Origin of the sequence: Vreelandella salicampi, from assembly GCF_013415105.1 — a bacterium.
In the GTDB taxonomy this organism is placed as follows: Bacteria; Pseudomonadota; Gammaproteobacteria; order Pseudomonadales; family Halomonadaceae; genus Vreelandella; species Vreelandella salicampi.
This window is the reverse complement of record NZ_JACCDF010000007.1, coordinates 39622-60398: the sequence shown is the minus strand read 5'-3', so window position 1 is coordinate 60398 and position 20777 is coordinate 39622. Positions and strand designations below refer to the sequence as shown.

General features: G+C 55.7%; 14 protein-coding genes. 11 read left to right on the top strand and 3 right to left on the bottom strand.

What is annotated here, in order from left to right:
• Positions 1-95 precede the first annotated feature (95 nt).
• From dnaX to HZS81_RS09215, 7 genes are all read left to right on the top strand, one after another.
• Positions 96-1970: a DNA polymerase III subunit gamma/tau gene (gene dnaX, locus HZS81_RS09245; RefSeq protein ID WP_179930279.1), complete on the top strand. Its 1875-nt coding sequence runs from the start codon at positions 96-98 to the stop codon at positions 1968-1970.
• A 76-nt stretch (positions 1971-2046) separates the two neighbouring features.
• Positions 2047-2373, top strand: a complete 327-nt coding sequence (locus tag HZS81_RS09240) for a YbaB/EbfC family nucleoid-associated protein (RefSeq protein WP_179930278.1) — start codon at positions 2047-2049, stop codon at positions 2371-2373.
• Positions 2374-2376: 3 nt separating this feature from the next.
• Positions 2377-2982 carry a recombination mediator RecR gene (recR, locus tag HZS81_RS09235; RefSeq protein WP_179930277.1) on the top strand — a complete coding sequence of 202 codons (606 nt, stop codon included), beginning with the start codon at positions 2377-2379 and terminating at the stop codon, positions 2980-2982.
• A 53-nt stretch (positions 2983-3035) separates the two neighbouring features.
• Positions 3036-4160 (top strand): ribonuclease D, encoded by a 1125-nt coding sequence (rnd, locus tag HZS81_RS09230; RefSeq protein ID WP_194249335.1) that lies wholly within the window; start codon positions 3036-3038, stop codon positions 4158-4160.
• Positions 4157-4462 carry a YcgL domain-containing protein gene (locus tag HZS81_RS09225; protein WP_179930275.1) on the top strand — a complete coding sequence of 102 codons (306 nt, stop codon included), beginning with the start codon at positions 4157-4159 and terminating at the stop codon, positions 4460-4462. Before rnd ends, HZS81_RS09225 begins: the two co-directional genes overlap by 4 nt.
• A 57-nt stretch (positions 4463-4519) precedes the next feature.
• Positions 4520-4963, top strand: coding sequence for a YcgN family cysteine cluster protein (locus HZS81_RS09220; RefSeq protein ID WP_179930274.1), 444 nt, complete (start codon positions 4520-4522; stop codon positions 4961-4963).
• 202 nt (positions 4964-5165) lie between these two features.
• Positions 5166-5888, top strand: coding sequence for a helix-turn-helix domain-containing protein (locus HZS81_RS09215; protein WP_179930273.1), 723 nt, complete (start codon positions 5166-5168; stop codon positions 5886-5888).
• A 94-nt stretch (positions 5889-5982) separates the two neighbouring features.
• Here HZS81_RS09215 and HZS81_RS09210 read toward each other — a convergent pair whose 3' ends face one another.
• Complete coding sequence (locus HZS81_RS09210) at positions 5983-7737, bottom strand: methyl-accepting chemotaxis protein (RefSeq protein WP_179930272.1); 1755 nt, start codon at positions 7735-7737, stop codon at positions 5983-5985.
• 128 nt (positions 7738-7865) lie between these two features.
• Positions 7866-10271: a putative bifunctional diguanylate cyclase/phosphodiesterase gene (locus tag HZS81_RS09205; protein ID WP_179930271.1), complete on the bottom strand. Its 2406-nt coding sequence runs from the start codon at positions 10269-10271 to the stop codon at positions 7866-7868.
• Between the two features lie 277 nt (positions 10272-10548).
• On the opposite strand from HZS81_RS09205, the gene HZS81_RS09200 reads away from it, so the two are divergent.
• The 4 genes from HZS81_RS09200 to HZS81_RS09185 all read left to right on the top strand — a co-directional run bounded on the left by HZS81_RS09200 (position 10549) and on the right by HZS81_RS09185 (position 18618).
• On the top strand, positions 10549-12021 hold the full coding sequence (locus HZS81_RS09200) for a methyl-accepting chemotaxis protein (RefSeq protein ID WP_179930270.1): 1473 nt from the start codon (positions 10549-10551) through the stop codon (positions 12019-12021).
• Positions 12022-12203: 182 nt separating this feature from the next.
• Positions 12204-16499 (top strand): EAL domain-containing protein, encoded by a 4296-nt coding sequence (locus HZS81_RS09195; RefSeq protein WP_179930269.1) that lies wholly within the window; start codon positions 12204-12206, stop codon positions 16497-16499.
• 54 nt (positions 16500-16553) lie between these two features.
• The gene (locus HZS81_RS09190) at positions 16554-18053 is read left to right on the top strand and encodes a GAF domain-containing protein (RefSeq protein ID WP_179930268.1); all 1500 of its coding nucleotides are present in this window, start codon (positions 16554-16556) and stop codon (positions 18051-18053) included.
• On the top strand, positions 18040-18618 hold the full coding sequence (locus HZS81_RS09185; RefSeq protein ID WP_179930267.1) for a biliverdin-producing heme oxygenase: 579 nt from the start codon (positions 18040-18042) through the stop codon (positions 18616-18618). Before HZS81_RS09190 ends, HZS81_RS09185 begins: the two co-directional genes overlap by 14 nt.
• Here the strand turns inward: HZS81_RS09185 and HZS81_RS09180 are convergent.
• Positions 18584-20713 carry a S9 family peptidase gene (locus HZS81_RS09180; RefSeq protein WP_179930266.1) on the bottom strand — a complete coding sequence of 710 codons (2130 nt, stop codon included), beginning with the start codon at positions 20711-20713 and terminating at the stop codon, positions 18584-18586. The genes HZS81_RS09185 and HZS81_RS09180 overlap by 35 nt on opposite strands.
• Positions 20714-20777: the final 64 nt, after the last annotated feature.

The window sequence follows — 20777 nt, the reverse complement described above, 5'->3', positions numbered from 1 at the left end:
CGTCTGCGGTTGGCGGGCTGGCGCGCAGCCGCTAGAATGGCGGCTTTTATGCAGTTGCTATTAGGCACTTCAGCCCGCCAAAGGATATTTGCTCAATGAGCTATCAGGTTCTGGCCCGTAAGTGGCGGCCACGCACATTCCACGAGCTTGTGGGCCAGGCCCATGTACAACGTGCCTTGGTCAATGCCCTTGACCAAGGGCGCTTGCACCATGCCTACCTCTTCACCGGCACCCGCGGCGTAGGCAAGACTACCCTCGCGCGGATTCTGGCTAAGTGTCTAAACTGCACGGCGAACGGCCGTGGTGACGAAGGTGTGACCTCGGTCCCTTGCGGCGAATGCGATAGTTGCCGGGCCATTGACGAGGGGCGCTTTGTTGACCTGATTGAGGTCGACGCGGCTTCGCGCACTAAAGTCGAAGACACTCGCGAGCTTCTGGACAACGTTCAGTACGCGCCGACTCAGGGGCGCTATAAGGTGTACCTCATTGATGAGGTGCACATGCTCTCGACCAGCAGCTTTAACGCGTTGCTGAAGACCCTCGAAGAGCCGCCGCCGCACGTCAAGTTCCTGCTGGCCACGACCGATCCGCACAAACTTCCCCCGACAGTGCTGTCGCGCTGCTTACAGTTCACGCTGAAACACATGCCGCCGGAGCGAGTGGTAGAGCACTTGCAGCACGTGCTTACGGCGGAAGGCGTTGCGTTTGAAGAAAGCGCTCTGTGGCTGCTTGGTAAGGCCGCAGAAGGCTCCATGCGTGATGCCATGAGCCTGACCGATCAGGCTATTGCCTTTGGCCAGGGCGAAGTTCGCCACGGCGATGTGGCGGCCATGCTGGGTACGCTCGATCATCGCCATCTACTGGCGCTGGTCGACGCGCTGGCGGAAGTAGACGTGGCGCGGTTGTTGAGTGAGGTCGCGCAACTGGCCGAGCAGGGGCCGGATTTTGCCGCCGTGTTGGATGACGTCACGGCGATTTTGCACCGACTCGCGGTGGCGCAAATGGTGCCAGACGCGGTAGATAACAGCCGCGGTGATCGCGAGACGGTGCTCGCATTGGCTTCACGCTTTACGGCTGAAGACGTACAGCTCTATTACCAAATCGGTATTCAAGGCCGCGGTGATATGGTGCACGCCCCTGACTTGCGTAGCGCTTTAGAGATGACACTGCTGCGTATGCTGGCGTTTCGCCCCCAAGGCGTGCCCAAGCCCCCGCAAACGCCGCTGCCATTAAAACCGCAGCCGCAGGTAACATCGTCGCCCCAACAAGCAGTACCCGAAAGCTCAGCCTCCGCACCGGCCTCTACAGAAGCACCAACGCCGGCGCCATCTTCGGCAAGCGAGCCGCCAAGTGCTCCCGAGCCGCCGCCCTGGGCTGATGAGGCTTCGGCGCCACCCGAGCCCGAACCGTCGTTACCTGAACCCGAGCCAGCACCGGAGCTCCAAGCGGGGCCTCAGCCAGTACCCGCGCCTCAGCCCGAGCCGGAACCTGACGTTCAGCCTGATCCGACGCTTGTCGCGCCGAGCGCTGCCCATGAGCCTGTCGAACCAGCGCAGGAAGGCGAGCCTGGGCGGTTGACTCATGCCAAGTGGCTAGCCATGTTTGACGCCCTAGGCTTAGGTGGGTTAACGCGCAACCTTGCTGCTAACTGTCAGTGTGAAAGCGACGATGGCAAGACGTTAGCGCTGCGCTTGGCGCCGAGCCAAGCCGCGATGCAGGCTGAGATTCACCAAACCCGCATCGCCAAAGCATTAAGCGCACAGGGTATTGAACGCCAGGTAACGTTTTACGTCGAAGAGCTAGACCCGTCGCAAGAAACGCCCCATCAACGCGAAGAGCGGCAAGCCCAAGAACGCCACGCCCACGCGGTTGATACCTTAAGCCGTGACCCCCATATTCAGAAATTGCAGCAGGCGTTCGGGGCAAAGCTGATAGAATCAAGCGTTAAACCCTCGCACTCGGCGCGTTGACCCTGCGCTCGGTGCTCAAGTTGAACTGTATTGCTGGTATAACTGACCGATAGACCGTGCAGATGGAGATAACACCATGATGAAAGGTGGAATGGGCAACCTGATGAAACAGGCCCAAGAGATGCAAGAGAAAATGCAGCGTGCCCAAGAAGAAGTGGCCAATGCTGAAGTGTTGGGCGAAGCGGGCGCCGGTATGGTGAAGGTGACCATGAACGGGCGTCACGATGTGATTAATGTCGACATTGATGCAAGCGTCATGGAAGAAGACAAGGAACTGCTTGAAGACCTTCTTGCTGCGGCGGTAAATGATGCGGTGCGTAAAGTCGAAGTGAGTTCCAAGCAGAAAATGGAAGAAGCCACCTCGGGGCTTGATTTGCCGCCGGGTTTCAAAATGCCGTTTTAAGTGATGCGTTTTTCCCCCCTTGTTGATCAGCTTATGGAAGCGTTTCGCGTGCTTCCAGGCGTTGGGCCGAAAACGGCTCAGCGCATGGCTATGCACCTGCTAGAGCGCGAGCGTGACGGCGGCAAACGGCTAGCGGCGACCATTGAGCAGGCAATCGATGAGGTTGGCTACTGCCAGCGCTGCCGTACATTAACCGAAGCCGAGCTCTGCGTTCTATGCGAAAGCCCGCGTCGCGATGATGCGCTGTTGTGTGTGGTGGAATCGCCTGCCGACCAGCTGGCCATTGAAGAGGCGGGCGGTTTTCTCGGGCGCTATTTCGTTCTTCATGGGCACCTCTCGCCCATCGACGGCGTCGGACCCGAAGCCATCGGCTTAGAGCAATTGGAAGCCCTGGTAGCGCAAGGGGTGATTCAAGAAATCGTGCTGGCGACCAACCCTACCGTAGAAGGGGAAGCCACCGCGCATTATATCGCCACACAGCTTAACGATTACGGCGTGCGTTTCTCGCGTTTAGCCTATGGCGTCCCCATGGGCGGCGAGCTTGAATACGTCGATGGCGGCACGTTAAGTCGCGCTTTCAATGGCCGGCTGCCTTTTTCCAGCGAATAAAAGCTTCTCGCACTCGATGCGTGCCTGTCAGCACAACCACTTGGAACTCTCTTTTGTCTATTGCCTCTCCCTCCTACCACTGGATTGATACGCCGCAAGCGTTGGATGATGCCTGCGAAAAAATGACGGGTGCCAGCGTAATCGCGTTGGATACCGAGTTTTTTCGCGAGAACTCTTTCTACCCGGTACCGGCGCTGATTCAGTTTGCCTGCGATGAAACGGCCTACCTTATCGATCCGCTCGCCACCGACTGCACGCCGGCGTTTAAAGCGATGCTGGAAAATGGCCCCACCAAACTGCTTCACGCGAGTAGCGAAGATTTGGATGTCTTTCAGCGTTGGGCCGGGGTATTGCCGACGCCGTTGATCGATACGCAAGTCGCCCAGGGGTTTCTTTCTGAAAATCCGGGGATGGGCTATCAGAAGCTAGTGGAGTTTTGGACGGGCGAAACATTGCCCAAAGAAGAGACGCGCTCCGATTGGCTAGAGCGCCCCTTGAGTGAAGCCCAGTGCTGCTATGCCGCGCTGGATGTGATCTACTTGCTTGAGGTTTGGTCGCAGCAAGCGGACAAACTTCACACATTCGGTCGTCTGCGCTGGGTCGAGCAGGAATGCCAGGCGATAGTGAGCCAAGCCCAAGTGGATAGTGCGGATCAGTGGTTTACCCGACAGCGCCAGCTATGGCGCTTGACCCCGCGCCAGATAGAGGCCTACCGCCAGATGACGACATGGCGCGAAGGCGAAACCCGTCAGCGAAATTTACCCCGCAACTGGTTGGTGAGCGATAAGGTACTGTTTGCTATTGCCGAAGCGATGCCCAAAAATCGTTTCGAACTGGCCAAGGTCGAAGGCGTTAAACCGCCGCTGGTGAAAAAAGAGGGCGATGCGCTCTTAGCGTTGGTCAAACAGGCACATGCTTGCCCTGATGACGCGCTACCAGCTGCCTGGCCCGACCCGGCGCGGCCACCGTTTAAGCCGCTTTTTAAAGCATTGAAAAAGGCCATTACCGCGCAAGCGAATGAGCTGGGTGTGGCGCCCGAAATGCTGATGCGCCGTCGCGATATTGAGCAGCTGGTGATGCAATCGCTGGCGCATGAGCCGCTGACGCTGCCCGTTGGTTGGCGCGGCGAATGCCTTAATCCGTCGCTTACCCACGTTTTGCAGGAAGAGTCAAAATGACCGACAACGCGCCTGATCGTCTCATCTGCGAAGTATTCAAAAGCGCTCGCAAAGAAGAGATGTACCTGTATGTTGAAAAGCGCAACGGTGTTGCCGATGTGCCCGACGCACTAATGGAACGTTTTGGTAAGCCGGTACCGGTGATGACGATATTGCTGACACCTGATCAGCCGCTTTCGCGTGCCAAAGCGGTCGACGTCATGGCGGCGATTCGCGAGCAGGGCTTCTATTTTCAAATGCCGCCCGCCAAAGAAGACTACCTACTCGATCTTTACCGGGCGCCGACTGAGGCGCGCTATTAATTATCCTGCCGAAAGTGCGTGGGAGAGGGTCGTAGGAGAGAGCCAGTGGGAGACAACATGAGAGAGCGGTTCTGGGAGCGCTATTCGCTCGAGGAGCTGACAGCTGAAGAGTGGGAAGCGCTATGCGATGGCTGCGGCCAGTGCTGCCTTCTTAAGCTGCACGACGAAGATACGCAGGAACTTGCCGTTCTGAACGTTGCTTGCCGCTTGCTCGATACCCAAAGTTGCCAATGCAGTGACTATGAAAACCGCTTTGATAGCGTACCCGACTGCACGCAGCTGACACCGGCGCTGGTGAAAGAGTTTACTTGGTTGCCACAAAGCTGTGCGTATCGGCGCGTGGCGGAAGGACGCAAATTAGCCGGGTGGCATCCACTGCTGAGTAACGATGCCGAGCGCGTTCACCGCAGAGGCATTAGCGTGCGCGGTTTTGCAGTGTCGCAAGACACCGTGCCGGAAGATAAGCTTGAAGAGCATATTATTGCCATCCTGCCGATGTAGCGATCTCTCTATCCCACAGTGCTTATCCCCCAGAGCTACCTAACGCCTTCGCTTAGGGGTTCATACTAGAAGGCTAGCATCTTAAGAATTAGTACCATAAGGCGAGTACTATAAGATAAGGTAGCCCCGGTACTGAGTAGCCGAGTATTGGGGCTGCTAGTTATATGTCGCTAGCATCCAGCGTCAGGGGAAACACTTCAGCGTGAGCATCACAGATAGCCATCAAGTGCCGCATGTGAGCTGTCACTTTTGCGGGCAGCGGACGTTTTGTTTTCCGTCAGCTTTGCCACGTCAGGCGCTAGAGTCGTTTGATCAATTAATCGAGCGGCCACTACCGTTTGAACACGATAGTGTGATTGTGCAAGCGGGAGAGCCTTTTCGCACGTTGTTGATGGCGCGGTCCGGTCTTATTAAAGAGATAGCATGTGCCGAGTCGGGGCGACCCCATCAGCTTTTGGATATCTACTTGCCTGGCGAGGTGGTCGGCCTTGAGGCAATTGGTGACACTCATGTGGCCAACTCCTTAGTGGCGGCGGATAAAACCTTCATTTGTCGCATTCCATACGGCAAGCTAACGTTATTCGGGCTGCGCCATCATAGTGTGCAAAAAGCCTTGCTGTTGAAAACGGCGCGTCAGCTGCGTCAGCGTCAGCGTCGTTTTGAGTTAATCTACGGGCGCTGCGCCGCCAATAAAATCGCAAGCTTTCTGCTCGATTTATCGACGCGACTGAAAGGGCGTGGCAAGGCCGCCGACAGCTTTGCTTTGCCATTATCGCAAATTGAGATCGCAAGCTATCTTGATCTTGCCCCTGAAACCGTCAACCGCCACCTTCGCCGGTTGAAAACAGACCGCATCGCGACATTTGCTAACCGCGAAGTGGTCATTCATTCGTTTTCGGGGCTGTTGGCTGACGCACAGCGCTAAGCCATTTCACTTACATTGGCTAGGCGCTTGTCTTCTCTTCATTTCCGGGGAGAGGGCGCTTGGCAGCACCACGAAACGTTTTCTTTTATGTTGTTTAAAACTCGGTCCATTCATCTTCGGGAGCGTCTCGGCCTAAACGGTGGGATTTAGGAGCTTCCCGTGGCAAGTGGTTGGTTGGGGTTGGCACATTAGATTGCTGCTGAGACGACTTACCGCGCGGAAGCGCTACCTTTGCATCGGCGCTAGGTAGTGCTTGGTTGAATGCATGGCGTTCTCGATCGCTGAGAAACGCCATGGCACTATGCGAGAGTCCACGGATCTGTTCGGCAAGCTCGTTGGTGGCATCTTTGTAGGTGCTCATGCTAGCAGCGCTGGATTGAGTGCTTTGGTCAATGTCGTTAATGGCGCTACTGATCTGGCTAATGCCTTGACTCTGCTCGTGAGTGGCCGCAGTAATTTCCCCCATAAGATCATTAACCCGGTGGCTCGCCGAGCGGATTTTTTCCATGGCGTCGGTGGCTTCATGCGCTTGTGCCTGGCCGCCATGAATGCTCTTGCGCGCCTGATCAATCAACTCCTGCACTTGCTTCGCCGCATTGGCAGATTGGCTGGCAAGTTTGCGCACTTCATCTGCGACCACCGCAAAGCCGCGCCCGTGCTCGCCGGCGCGGGCCGCCTCGACCGAGGCATTGAGTGCCAGGATATTGGTTTGAAACGCAATCGTGTCGATAGTGCTGACAATGCCAGCCATATTATTGGCGTGCTGAGTTATCTCCTCCATCGCGTTAGCAAGTTTGCCCATCACTTGGCTGGTATGGTCGACTTCATTAACGTTGCCAACAGAGGCGTTGCTGGCCAGGGTCGCGTTGTCGGCACTTTGCGCCACCGTAGAGGAGATTTCTTCTGCGCTTGCCGCCGTTTGCTGCACTGCCGTTGCTTGCTGCTCTAGGCGGGCGGCCATGTCATCGTTGCCCTTTGAGATGCTGGCAACGGCAGGGCGGACAAGATCAACGCGAGTATTTAGGTCGCCAATCAGCGCTTCAAGCGAGCGGCGCATAAAGTTCATGGTGCCTAAGGCGTTATCCATCTCCCTTTTACCCATGTGGGGTACAGTGGCTTCTAAATTGCCAGCTGCTAGCTGTAGCGCAAAGTCGTTGGATTTGTACATGAAACGCCGGTTGCGCAAGCCGCTAAACAATTGCCATGCCCCAATGCCTACTCCACCCACCAAACTAAGCGCAAGGAACGTCATACTTGCGCTGCTTTGTGGTGCGAGTTGGGATAGCGTGATAGAAGCGGCAATGCCTAACCCGCTGAAAAGGCCGAACCCGAAAATGGCGGCGAAAGCGGACTTGACGCGCATGCTCTTAAAGTTGATCGGCATTAATCGGCGTAGAGAGCGGCGATATGCGACGCCGTGTTTAACTTCGTAGCGCCCGCCTTGCTCGCGAATATCGCGGTATACCTCTTCGGCATGCGCCACTTCTTGGCTGTTCGGTTTAACACGAATGGAGCAAAAGCCGGTCACCTTGTTGCCTTCGCGGATGGGGACCACATTGGCTCGCACCCAATAGTGGTCGCCGTTTTTACGTCGGTTTTTGACTAAACCTGTCCAGTATTTGCCCGCCTGCAAGTCTTGCCACATATCCTTAAAAACCACTTCCGGCATGTCTGGGTGGCGGACGATATTGTGCGGCGAGTAATAAAGCTCATCATAGCTGAACCCGCTGACATTAATAAACGTTTGATTAGCGTAAAGAATATGGCTTTGGCTATCGGTTTTTGAAATTAGAACGTCGCCGTCGTCCAGGACATACTCCCGTTGAGTTACCGGTCCGTTATCGCGCATTCTAATCTCCTATCTTGTACATTTTTTAGGGAGGATGATGTCGTTGTCCAACTAATTGTATTACTTGCCTGATACAAAAGGCAATCTTTATTATTAATAAATTACACGATAATTGAGGTAGATAAAGGTTATGTAAGATCGGCGAAAAGTGGCTTGCGTGATTTAAGCCAATCGACTACGGCGGTAAAAGGCATCGGGCGGGCGAGTAGGTAGCCTTGAAATACATCGCAATCGAGAGCGGCGAGTGCTTGGTGTTGCTCCTGTGTTTCAATGCCTTCCGCCACTACGGTGAGTTCAAGGTGATGGGCAAGGTCAATTATGCCGCTAACGACGGCAGTGTCTTTGCGGTTTTCGGGGAGGTGCGTAATAAAGCTGCGATCAATTTTCAGCGTATCGACGGGTAGATGGCGCAGGTAGCTAAGGCTTGAAAAGCCGGTACCGAAATCGTCGATGGCCACACGAACGCCCATCTTGCGCAGCGCATGTAGCCGTGTTATCGCGCCCTCAGTGTCGTTCATCAGCACGCCTTCGGTGAGTTCGAGCTCCAAGCGCGAGGCGGGAAGGCCAGTGGCTGCCAGCGTGTCGGCGAGTACTTGCAGAAAGTTGGCGCGATGAAACTGTAGCGGCGAAAGGTTAATCGATATAAGGCAGTCACTGGGGAGTAACGCCGAAAGCGCGAGCAAGTCTCGAGCAGCTTGCTCCATCACCCACTGGCCAAGGGCGATAATTAGCCCGGTCTGTTCAGCGATTGGAATAAAACGGCCCGGTGATATAAAGCCTTTGGCCGGATGCTGCCAACGCAGCAGCGCCTCAAAGCCTTTTATTGTGCCGTCGTGCTTAATAAGGGGTTGATAGTGGAGGCTAAACTGCTCTTGCTTGATCGCGTCTTGAAGGTCATTGCGCAGCATTAGCCGTTGCGTCAGCTTGGCGTTGATATCGTGGGTGAACGTTTGTATGGCATTACGCCCCTGCTTTTTCGCTTTGTACATCGCCATATCAGCGTGTTGGATGAGTTCGCTAGGGTTTTGTAGGTGCTCATCATTTAAGGCAATGCCGATGCTTGCCGATAGATGCAGCTCATGTTCGTCAATACAGAAGGGCTGTTCAAGGGCATTGATCACGCGTTCGGCGATCGCTTCGGCTTGTTTGAGGTCGACTAAATCGGGCAACAACAGTACAAACTCATCGCCGCCAAAACGGCACAGGGTATCCGACGGGCGAATAGTGGCTTCAAGGCGTTTTGCCACGTTGATCAACACGCGGTCACCCACTGTGTGACCGAGTGTATCGTTAATCGGTTTGAATTCGTCTAAGTCGATAAACAGCACGGCAATTTGCTGTTGGTGGCGTTTGGCGAGTTCAACATCGTGGTGAAGATGGTCTTCAAATAGGGCGCGGTTACCTAACCCCGTCAGCGCATCATGCGTGGCATGAAACGCGAGCTGGTTTTCGTGGTTTTTGCGCTCGGAGATGTCATTCAAAATGCCGACAAAGTGGGTGATTTGCCCAATGCTTGATCGTACGGGGGAAATAAATACATGGTTCCAGAAGGGACGGCCATCTTTGCGGTAGTTGCGCACGGTCAGGTTGATATCGCGCCCTTCGTTCAGCGCTTGGCGCATCTGTTGGATTTGCGATGGGTGGGTATCGGGCCCTTGTAAAAAACGGCAATTTCGGCCTTTTACCTCATCCATGCTGTAGCCGGTCATCTGCGTAAACGCTGGGTTAGCGTACAAAATGGGCATATCCGCTTGATTTGCTTCAGCGATTAAAACGCCGTTGCTGCTAGCCTCTAGACTGCGCTCAAAAATATGTAGCTGTGCTTCGCTTTGATGGCGCTCCAGCGCGAGCCGCGTAAGACGCGACGCGTTAGCGATGGTTAGCTGCTGCGCTTCTGATGGCTCTCCCGGTGTTGGGCATAGGAGGAGTAACGCGCCGAGTTCATCTGGGCGAGCGGCATCAAGCGGGACCGCGTAGGCGGATTGATACCCGTGCCGGTAAAGTGTTTGGCAGAGCGGTTGAGAAAGCGGCGTTTCAGAGTCTATATCAGCTAAGCAAGTAGCCTTGAACACCGGGTAAAACGGATCAATCCCGCGCTGGGCGAGGGTTTTTACCTGCGCCCGGAAATCAGCGCTTTGAAGTAGCGCTTTGGTGGCGTTTAGCGTGATGAGCTCACCGCTTGTATCGCCTGTGCGTGAACTCCAGATAATGACGTGCACATCGGGAATTTGCTGCTCAAGGAACTGGCATATTTGCTCCAGGATGGTGCGATAAGGCGCGCCTCGGACAATCAACGCCTGCAGGCGGTTTTGATTTTCTAGCTGGCGTTTGGCAAGGGATAGCTCACGAGTGTGCGTGCTATGTTTTGTCATGATCATGGCCAACCCCATGCCGCCAAGGAGAACCCATGCCGCGCTTAATGTCATGCTGCCCATCAGGCCAACGCCGCCAACCATCATGCCTGCAACGCTGCTAAGGGCTAGCGTAATAACGACCGCCACGAGTAGGACGATTTGACGGATATTGGCTTTCATCAAAGTTAAATCACTTGGTAAGTCGGAAGATATCGGTTGTAACATAAGTAGGAGCTAACTTACGAAGCCATAAGCTACGACTATCGAACGCTAATACCCAGCGCTACGCTACGTTGAATTGCCGTGTGACAATAGTGTTAAAAATTTCTAATGATGTAACAAAAAACGTTGATAATGGTGCACATAATTTCTACATTCCTAGCCCGGAATATACCTGCACCGATATGGCCATCTGTGCGTCATCGGCCGTGAAGGCTATTTGTTTTTGAGGAACCTTATGCCAAACGCTCTTTTTTCACGTCACACGGCTAAGACCGACCGGCTGATGTGGCTGCCTATAGGGGGAATTTTTGCCCTGTGCGTGGTAGTTGGATTTTTTACCCAAACGCTGTGGTTGGCGGTGCTCTATGGGGCAGTGACATGCTTGCTAGCGTATGCAGTGCAATACCGTTTCCCAGGGCATATCGTTAATGGCTTTATTAAAGCGGCCGTCATGATGGGCTGGTCGGCGGTGTTGATCGAGCAAAGTGGTGGTTTGATTGAGGCTCACTTTGGTATTTTTATCCTGCTATCAGCGCTGATTCTGTATAGCGATTGGCGCGTTATTCTTGTTGGTGGTGGGGTGATTGCACTGCATCACGCGCTGTTTACTTGGTTGCAGCACTTAGGTTATGTCGACCTATATAGCAGCATGATGGGCATGGGCACGGATGTTCACGGTGTAGCGGAGCTTGTGGCATGTTTGCTGATGCATGGAGGTGCAGTGGTAGTACAAGTGGTGATATTGGGCTACTTAGCCAAAGTACTGGCCCAAATGGTGGCGGAAGGGCTCCACGTTAGCCGTTTTGCCCATGAAGCAGGTAGCGGCAAATTGGATATGGCGTTCTCGGCGGCTGAACAGCGCCTACCGGCGGTGGCCGCAGTGGCGACGATGCGTGACCAGGTGGCTCAGAGCCTGCGAGATACGCAAACTGCTGCCGACGATGTCACTGGCTTTAGCCAGCAGCTTTTTCGCTCCCAAGAGCAGCTACGCGAGCAAACAGCGCGGAATAATAGTCAGATTGAGCGAATTTCTGCGAGCGCAACCGAGCTTGCCGCGACCACCCGTGAAACAGCAGAAGAATCGCAAAGTGTGCGTCATCTCGCCAATGAGGCCGAGCAAGTCGCTCGTGAGAGTGGTGAGCAGGTGGCGGCTATGCGCGAAATGATGCAGTCGCTTAATGAGCAAGCGAGCCAAATCGCCGATATGCTGGGCGAAATTGATAACATCACGTTCCAAACCAACTTACTGGCCCTGAATGCCTCGGTTGAGGCGGCACGTGCCGGCGAGCACGGGCGTGGTTTTGCCGTAGTGGCGACGGAAGTGCGTAAGCTCGCTGGCAACACCCAAGAAACCGCTGCGCGTATCCGTACCACCATTAATGCCACCACCGACCAAGTGAAACAGGGCGTAGCGCAAACCGCCAAAGTGGGTGAAACGAATCAGTCACTGGTGAAAGGCTTCGAGCAAGTCGCCGAGCGGTTGAGCAGTATGGATAACGCCGTGCAGCAGCAACACCAAGGCATAGAAGAGTTGGAACAAAGTGTGACCGAAATTCATAACGCGCTGGATCTCTCGCGTGAAGCAGTGAATGAAGCCCATCAGATGGCGGAACAGCTCTCCGTTACCGCCAATACCCTGGTGCGTGCGGTCAGCGGATTCACTCTGCCCTCGGGTTCGTCGCCTAATCGACTCTTGCCATCTTCCTAGCGGATATTTCAACTTAGCTCATTAAGTATGCTGTGTCATACGCCCGCCTTCGTGCGGGCGTATGCGATTGGAGTGTCTGCAAACGTGTCTTATGGTGCAAAGCCTAGGTAAACTGCCCTGCTAATATAGCTAATGAAAAATCAGTGGCCGCTGGGCTGCGTTAACTACCTCAAGGATTGCTGATGAGTGTTTCGGTGCCGCCTATCGTGGTGGGAGTAGGGGCCTCCGCCGGGGGACTAGAAGCGATTACCCAACTGATACGCCCCCTCGACCCTGAACTGCCGATTGCCTACGTTGTGCTACAGCACGTTTCACCGGCGCATAAAAGCATGCTGGTGGATATTTTAAGTCGTGAAACGCGTTTAAAAGTGAAGCGCTTCACCCACCAGGAAGCACCCGAGGCGGGGGTGATTTACGTGGTGCCAGCCGATACCAACGCCACGATGAAAGACGGCATGTTGCACACCGCGCCGGCTAATCCCGACGTGATGCCGAAACCCTCGATTAACGATTTTTTTATCTCGCTGGCTGCTGATGCCAAAGAGGCCGCTGTAGGGATTGTGCTCTCCGGAACCGGCTCAGACGGCACCGCCGGCTTACGGGAGATTTTAGCCGCCGGCGGGGTCGCCTTTGTGCAGACACCCGACTCGGCTAAGTATACCGGTATGCCACAGTCCGCTCTGGATGCCGGCATAGGGGATTCCGTGCTGGCGCCTGGTGACATCGCCCTACGCTTAACTGAATTGGTGCGCGTGGAACAGACAAGCCTTGAGGGCAACCCGCCGGAGGTGCCCGAACGGCTGCTAGAGCTATTGAAGGAGCACCTTCAGTGGGATTTTTCCGGCTATAAACCGGGAACCCTTAACCGACGTATTCGACGCCGTTTGGTAGCCACTCAACAAGTGGATATGACGGAATACCTTAATCTAGTGGAAAACGACCCTGTTGAACTTAATCTTTTAGCACGCGATATCTTGATCTCTGTGACGGCGTTTTTCCGCGATAAGGAGGCGTTTGAGGCGCTAGAAAAAGCCATCTACGCGATTGTCAAAGAAGCCGACGGTAATGCCATTCGCGTTTGGGTGGCTGGCTGTGCCACGGGGGAAGAGGCGTACTCGATCGCTATTTTGTTGGTCGAGGCAAAGCGCCAACAAAAAAGCCCTAGCATCGTGCAGGTGTTTGCCACCGATATTGACGACAATGTGCTAGAGATCGCGCGGCGTGGTTATTATGTAGGCCCTGCGCTTGAAGCGTTGCCGCAGGCATTAATTGAACGCTACTTTACGGCCAATGAGACAGGCTTTGAGGTGGGAAAAACGCTGCGAGATATGGTTGTGTTCGCCAAGCACAATCTGGTGAGCGACCCGCCGTTTCTACGCTTAAATTTGGTCACCTGCCGTAACGTTTTAATTTATTTTGATAGCGAGCTGCAGGCCAAAGTGTTGCAGCGTTTTCACTTTGGCCTGCTCCCTAATGGGGTGCTGTTTTTAGGCCGCTCAGAAAGCATTAGCCAGGCCGAGTCGCTTTTCACGCCGCTAAATCGACGCGAGCGTATTTTTCGCAAGCAAGGCGATAGCCACGAACTCGTCCAGAAAAGCCAATCGCCCACCCCAACGACGCGGCGGGTTAGACGCGAGAAAGATAGCCAACAGCCCGAGCGAGAGCCGCCCGCGCTTGAAAGGGGTGTTGAGCCGTTAGTCGAACCACCAAGTCTCGCTGCGGGCGCCAGTGTAGAAGATGAGCTAGCCGCCACCCGCGAGCATCTGCAATCGGTGATTCAGGAGCTCGCGACGGCTAACCAAGAGATGCAGTCGTTAAATGAAGAAGCGCAAGCTTCAAACGAAGAGCTCCAGGCTACCAATGAAGAGATGGAAGCCGCCAATGAAGAGCTGCAGGCGAGCAATGAAGAGTTAATCAGTCTCAACGATGAATTAAGTGTTAAATCTGCCGAGCTCTCGGCGCTCAATGAAGAGTACGTTTATCTTTACGACTCGTTAGAGTTTCCCCTGCTGGTGTTTGATACCAATTGTTGCTTAAAGCGCTATAACGCCCCTGCCGCTCGCTACTTTAATTTTCGCCCGACGGCGCTAAATCGGCATGTAAGCGGATTGAGGTTGCCTGACGCCCTAGGCGATATCGGCACGATTTTATCGCGTGTCATGAGCCAAGGCATGCCCGAAGAGCAAGCCGTCGATTTTGACGGTCGCTTGCTGCAGCGGGTCGTCACCCCGGGGATTAGCCGCGAGGGCAGCGTGGAACTCTTAGTCGTCACGCTGATGGACATCACGGATTTAAGCCAAACCCAGGCCAAGCTCAAACAGTTTGAAGCGCAGCTACACGCGCTGATGGAAAACACCACCATTATGCTCGCGCTAAAAGACCTAAATGGGTGTTATACGTTTGCCAACCCGACGTTTCTCAAAGCGTTCGGGTTAAAAGAGGAGGATCTTATCGGAAAGAACCCTTTCGAGGTGTTCCCCGAAGATTACGCCGGCTCGGTATGGACGCGGGACTTAGAAGCGCTGCGCTATCAAAAAACGGTGGAAGCCGAACACGCCCTCATCGATGAGCGCGGCGAGCAGCAAATCTTTTCGACGACGCATCAGTTGCTGCGCGATGCCCAAGGCCTCCCTCAACTGATTTTGACCGAAGCGGAAGATATCACCAAGCGTAAGCTTGCCGAGCGGGAAATGCAGGTGGCCGCCAAAGTCTATGAGCAAGCGGGCGAAGCGATCATGGTCATTAATTCCCGCGGGCAGGTGCAATCGGTCAATGCGGCTTTCTCGCGGATTACCGGCTTTTCTGCAGAAGATGTGATGGAAAAACCCGCCGCTACGTTTTTATACGCTGAACCTAATAGCACGGTGCAGGGGGAGTCAGTTAGTGACGTTCACGCGACGGATATGACTAGACGCCAGCGTCGCGATATAAATCGTCATGGTGACGGTCTTCAGGATGAAAGCGCTGACGATGAAACGAGTTGTGATGTCATCTGGGACGTGGTGAACAAGCATGGCTTTTGGCAAGGGGAGGTGTTGAATCAACGACGCGACGGTGAGTTTTTCTCCCAATGGCTAACGCTTAACGGTATTGCGCCCGATCGCTACGATGAGAAGCTCTACGTGGCGGTGTTTTCGGATATTACCCACATCAAAGAGTCGCAGCGTTACGCCGAGTACCTGGCGACACACGATGCGCTCACCGATTTACCTAACCGCACGCTGTTTCAAGACCGCTTGCAGCTGGCGATTGCCAATGCCCGGCGCTCCCAGCAGCCGAGTGCGCTGATGTTTTTGGATTTAGATAACTTCAAGACCATCAACGATACCCTCGGTCACGACGTGGGCGATGAGCTGTTGATACAGGTGGCGGCGCGGTTGCGCGAGTTAGTGCGGGAGCTGGATACCGTCGCTCGTCTCGGCGGCGATGAGTTTACCGTTATTCTGGTCGATACCACTATTGAGGGTGCCGAGCAGGTAGCCAAACGTATTGTTGAGTCGCTGGCTCGCCCGTTCGAGGTGCGTCGGCATTCGCTGTTTGTGACCGCGAGCATCGGTTTGGCGTTCTGCCCAGTGGATAGTGACAACGCCGCTGGCTTGACCAAAGCCGCGGATACCGCCATGTACCGCGCCAAAGAAAACGGCCGCGACCGGTTTGAGCTATTCAAACCGGAGCTGCAAGAACAGCTAATGCGTGACGTGGCAATCGAACAGGGGCTGCGCCAAGGCATGGAGCAGGAGCGGCTGGCGCTGGTGTATCAGCCGAAGTTTGAAAGCGCTAACCCGAGCAAGCTCGTGGGCGCTGAAGCGCTATTGCGTTGGGAAGACCCTGACCTTGGCAAGGTAAGTCCGGCAGATTTTATCCCCGTCGCGGAAGCCACCGGTTTGATTTTAGAGCTGGATCGCTACGTGGCGCTGATGTTGATACGCCAGCTTGCCGAATGGATTACCCAAGGGTTGAAGCCATCGCCTGTTGCCATGAACGTCTCCGCACGCAGCTTTCAGGAGGAGCGTTTTGTCGCGCATTTGTTTAGTATCTTAAAGCAGTACCGCGTGCCGCATAGGTTAATTCAAGTCGAAATTACCGAAAGCACGCTGGTGGACCGCTCAAGCTCGGCCCTGGGGAATATTGAGAAGCTGCGCGAAGCCGGGATCAAACTGGCGGTTGATGATTTTGGCACCGGCTACTCATCGCTTGCCTATTTAAAGCGAATGCCACTGGCGGAGTTAAAAATCGATAAAAGCTTTGTGGATGGCCTCGGTGGCGATGATGAGAGCGATCAAGCGATTGCGATGGCGATTCTGGGGATGGCAAAAGCGCTCAAAATTCGCACCGTGGGCGAGGGCGTGGAAACCCCGGCACAGCTTGCGTGGTTAGCTCACAATGGCTGCGATTATGTCCAAGGCTATCTGCTATCTCGCCCGCTCACCTTGGACGATTACACGCAATTAATGTCAAGCCGTTGTGGTAACAGTTAAAGACGAGCGGCTAACGGCAACCGGGTAGGGGTGCAACACAACGGAGTGTTATTGATGGTTTATAGTCCTGGCTTTATTGCGCAATGCGAGCAAGAGAAGTTGCACCTCTCCGGTGCCATCCAGCCCCATGGCGTGCTGTTGGTGTGTGATCGCCAAGGGCTTGTTTCCCACGTGTCTGCCAATGTCGCGGATTGGTTGGGCGAAAATGCCACGCCGGCGTTTTTACTTGGGCAGGCGCTGCCGCATTTCTTGCATGAGGTTGACGCCAGTGCGGCGAGCCTTAACCGTGGTGAGCGCTATGTTGGTCAGTGCCATTTGGCCGAACAAGAGTTTGATGTCGTCGTCAGCGACAACGGCGAGCAGCGTCTCTTTGAGCTTTACCCGGTCACAGCGCACGCACGCCCGCTGATGGCGCCGGTAACGTCGCAGCCGCTACCCGAAGACAAAGCCGAGCTTGCCAAACAGTGCGAACAGCTACTGCAGACGCTACAAGAGATGAGCGGCTTTGATCGTGTGCTTTACTACCGCTTTCTGCCCGAGGGTGATGGTGAAGTAACGGCCGAAGTGGGGCGTGAGGCGGGCATGGGGTGCTACTTGGGGTTACGCTTTCCGGCGAGTGACATTCCGCAAATCGCGCGCGAGCTTTACCTACAAAACCCGTGGCGCACCATTCCCCACGGCAAGGCAGAACCGGTGGCGATTGTCAGCCGCGAAGAGGGTGCTGTACCTAATCTCTCATGGGTAGATTTACGCAGCGCCTCGCCGATTCACGTGGAGTACATGACCAATATGGGCGTAAGCGCGGCCGTATCACTGCCGATTGTTCTGGGAGGCGAACTCGACGCGCTGATTTCGTGTCACGCAGCAACGCCGCGCCAGTTGACTGTTAGCCAACTGAGCGCCATGCACGCCGAAGTTAACGCCTTTAATCTGCGTCTACGCGATTACAAAGCGCGCCGGCGTTTGCAGGTGTTTGATGGTTTGCAGCACCGTTTTGGACAGGCGCAGGCCGTGATGATGCGCCATGGCTCCCTGGAAGCTGCTTGGCCGGAACTAAGCCAGTGGTTGTTGTATACCTTTCAAGCCGACGGTGCAGTGCTGACAATCGGCGACACGCACTACACTCAAGGCAGTGTGCTGTCGATGGAGGCTCTTGCCGCGCTAAAGGCGCAGGTCGGCCAGGATGACCGCTCTGTATGGATAAGCGAGCAACTCGCCCACGATTGCCCTGGCCTCCCTCTAACGGCCGTCGCCGGTGTGGCTGTGGTACGCGATCTTGCCCTTGACCCGCACCACACCGCCGAGCTTTACCTGTGCCGCGAAGAGACGCTTTACCAAGTGACCTGGGGCGGCAGCCCGGATAAGCCGGTGGATTATCGTCAAGATGGGCGGGGCATTGCGCCAAGGCGCTCCTTTGAGGCCTGGGTAGAGCAGCGCTTTGGACATAGTCGTCCCTGGTCGCCTAGCGCTCGGCTTTACCTCCTTAAGCTGCGCGCCCTGCTACAGAAAGCCAAAACCCTACCCGAAGAGAAGACTGCCAGTGGAAGCAGATGAACTTGCGCGTTTTCTCAAACGTTACACGCGCCAAGCGCACCATCGCGTTGATCAGCACCCAAGGCTCAAGCCGTTGATGCAGGCCGAGCTTGATCTTGCCGACTATGGTCGTGCGTTAGCCGCGCTTTACCCGGCGGTGAACTGGCTTGAACATTGGGTAGCAAAAGCGCTTGAAGCCTTTGAGCTAGCTTACCCGCTGGTACCACGAGGCCCGTTATTAGCGGCGGATCTCATTGCCCTTGGGCTTGCCCCTGCCCCTACGCCGCCACCCCAAGCGGAAGCAATGCCAGCGTCGAAAGCGTGTGCCTTGGGCGCGCTGTACGTCCTTGAAGGTTCGCGTTTAGGCGGCGATATGATCGCCCACCATGTCCATCAGCGCTTGGGTAACGACGCGCCGATGGGGTTCTTTACGGCGCCGCACCCGTTAGGCGATGGCTTCTGGCAGGCGTTTTGGCGCTTTGCCGCTGCCGAATGCCCACCTCGCGAGTGGGCTTCAATGGGCAATGCCGCGCAGCAAACCTTCGAAACCTTCAACGCGATGTTATCCCTAGCGCCCAGAGGATAAATGCATCCTGACGTGCGGCATCGCGCCACGCTTTAAACCGGCCTGAAGCACCGCCGTGGCCGCTGTCCATATCGGTATGCAGCAAAATAGGGGCGTCGCCTTGCTGGCATTGGCTCACGCGGGCGTAAAATTTTGCCGGCTCCCAGTAGCCGACCCGCGTATCAAACCAGTTTCCTTCGATCCAAAGTGCGGGGTAGGTTTGCGCGGTGACGTTATCCAGCGGCGAGTAGGCAGCCATGCGCGTGGCGACGTCGGGGTCTTCCGGGTTGCCCCATTCGCTGTACTCGGCCGTCGTGAGCGGCAGATCCGGGTTCTGCATGGTGCGCAGCACGTCGAGAAACGGCACGTCTAACACCGCCGCGCAAAAGGCGTTCGGGGCGCGGTTGATACAGGTGCCAATCAGCATGCCGCCGGCGCTAGCCCCTACTGCGACGATGCGGCGTGCATCACTGATACCACGTTCAACTAGGGCATCGCGGGCGGCGAGAAAGTCGTGAAAGCTATTCTCTTTATGCGCCATTTTGCCGTTTAAATACCACGGTTCGCCACGTTCACCGCCGCCGCGCACGTGCGCTACAGCAAAGGCGACACCGCGGGCGAGAAGTTCCAGCCGTGCAATCGAAAACCACGGGTCGAGTGGCTCGCCGTAAGCCCCATAGCCATAAAGCAGCGTCGGCAGTGGCTGCCCATTTTCGACCCGGTTGGCGAGGTCCGCGCGCATGACGATAGATACCGGTACCTGCTCGCCGTCGGCGCTTTGTGCCCAAATTTGCCGGCTTACAAGCTGTTCGGGCTGAAGATCGCCGTAAAGCGGCTGCGTTTTGACCACACGGCGCTCGCCAGTGGGTAAATCCAACTCCACCCAGCGAGGTGGCTGAGTAAACGACTCTTCGCGCAGGCGAAGCGTCGTGGTGGCAAAATGAGGGGCGTCCTCAAGAAGCTGCGAGCAGGGTGTTTCGGGGAGTGCCAAGTGCTCATCCAGCGTAATCAGGGGCGTTTCACTCGGCGCGTCATGCAGAACGAGCCGGCGCAAGTACACCTGCGCGTCTTGGTGGTCACGTTCGGCAACGACTAACCCCCAGGCGAACGCATCGACGCCTTCCAACGTCGCATCTTGGCGGTGGGCGAGCAGCGTTTGCCAAGCGTTGTGGGCGTCGGCGCGACCCGCCAATGCGTGCGCTTCACTGATAGCATCAAGCTGAAAATGCGGCCCAGCTTGATTATGCAAGCGGTAGAAAGCGCCAGGACGATGCTCGATGCTTGCCTCGACACCGGGATTTCGCGGGTGTAGGCACTCAAGTGTTGCCTCCGGCGCCTGGGCCGGGAGCGCGTGAATCTCGCTGGTGTCTTTGGAGGCGGATTCGATCAATAGCCACGCCTTTGATCGCGTTTTACCAATGCCCACCCAGAACTCAGCATCCGACTCCAAAAACATGCGTGCCGGCGTGTCAGAAGAAATGGTGCCATCGCGCCAGGAAAGCGGCAGCCGCCAAATGCTATCCGGGCGCTGGGTCGCATCAAAACGGGTGAAAAGTAGCGTGGCGCCGTGCGCGGTTTGATCCTCTGCCCAGCACAAGCTCGGGCCGATATCGTCGAGCAGGCGCTGCGGCTCCCCGTCGGGCAGGCGTTTGAGCCACAGGGCAAAACGCTCATCGCCTTGGGTGTCTTCCGTCCAGGCGAGCCACTGCTCATCGGGGGGCAGCGCCATATCGCCAATGTCGAAAAAATCATGCCCCGCGGCGCGCTTGGGCAGATCAAAAAAGCACTCACGCTGGGTCGGTTGGCCGTTGGGGTAGCGCCACCAGCGGGGGTAGTCATCGGCAGCGCCGGTTTCGCTGTAGAACGTAAAGTGGTCAAGCGCGGTCTCAAGACCGGTGATGGCAAGCTCTCGGCGCGCCAGATGGCCGTCATAGAGAGAGTTGGCTAGCGGCTCAAGCGGCGTAAACCACGCCGCGTGCTGCGCGTTGGCCGCCTCTAGAAACGCACGTACTTCGGGCGCGTCGGCGTCTTCTAGCCAGTGCCAGTGCGGATCATTGGCACGAAAATAGCGTGTGACAGGCGAATGGCTTGCGTTGCTTGGCTGTGCTTTGCTCAATTGATAGGTACCATTAACAAAATGAGTGTCGGGCCTGTTGGCCCGCGTGAAACGTATCGTGTGA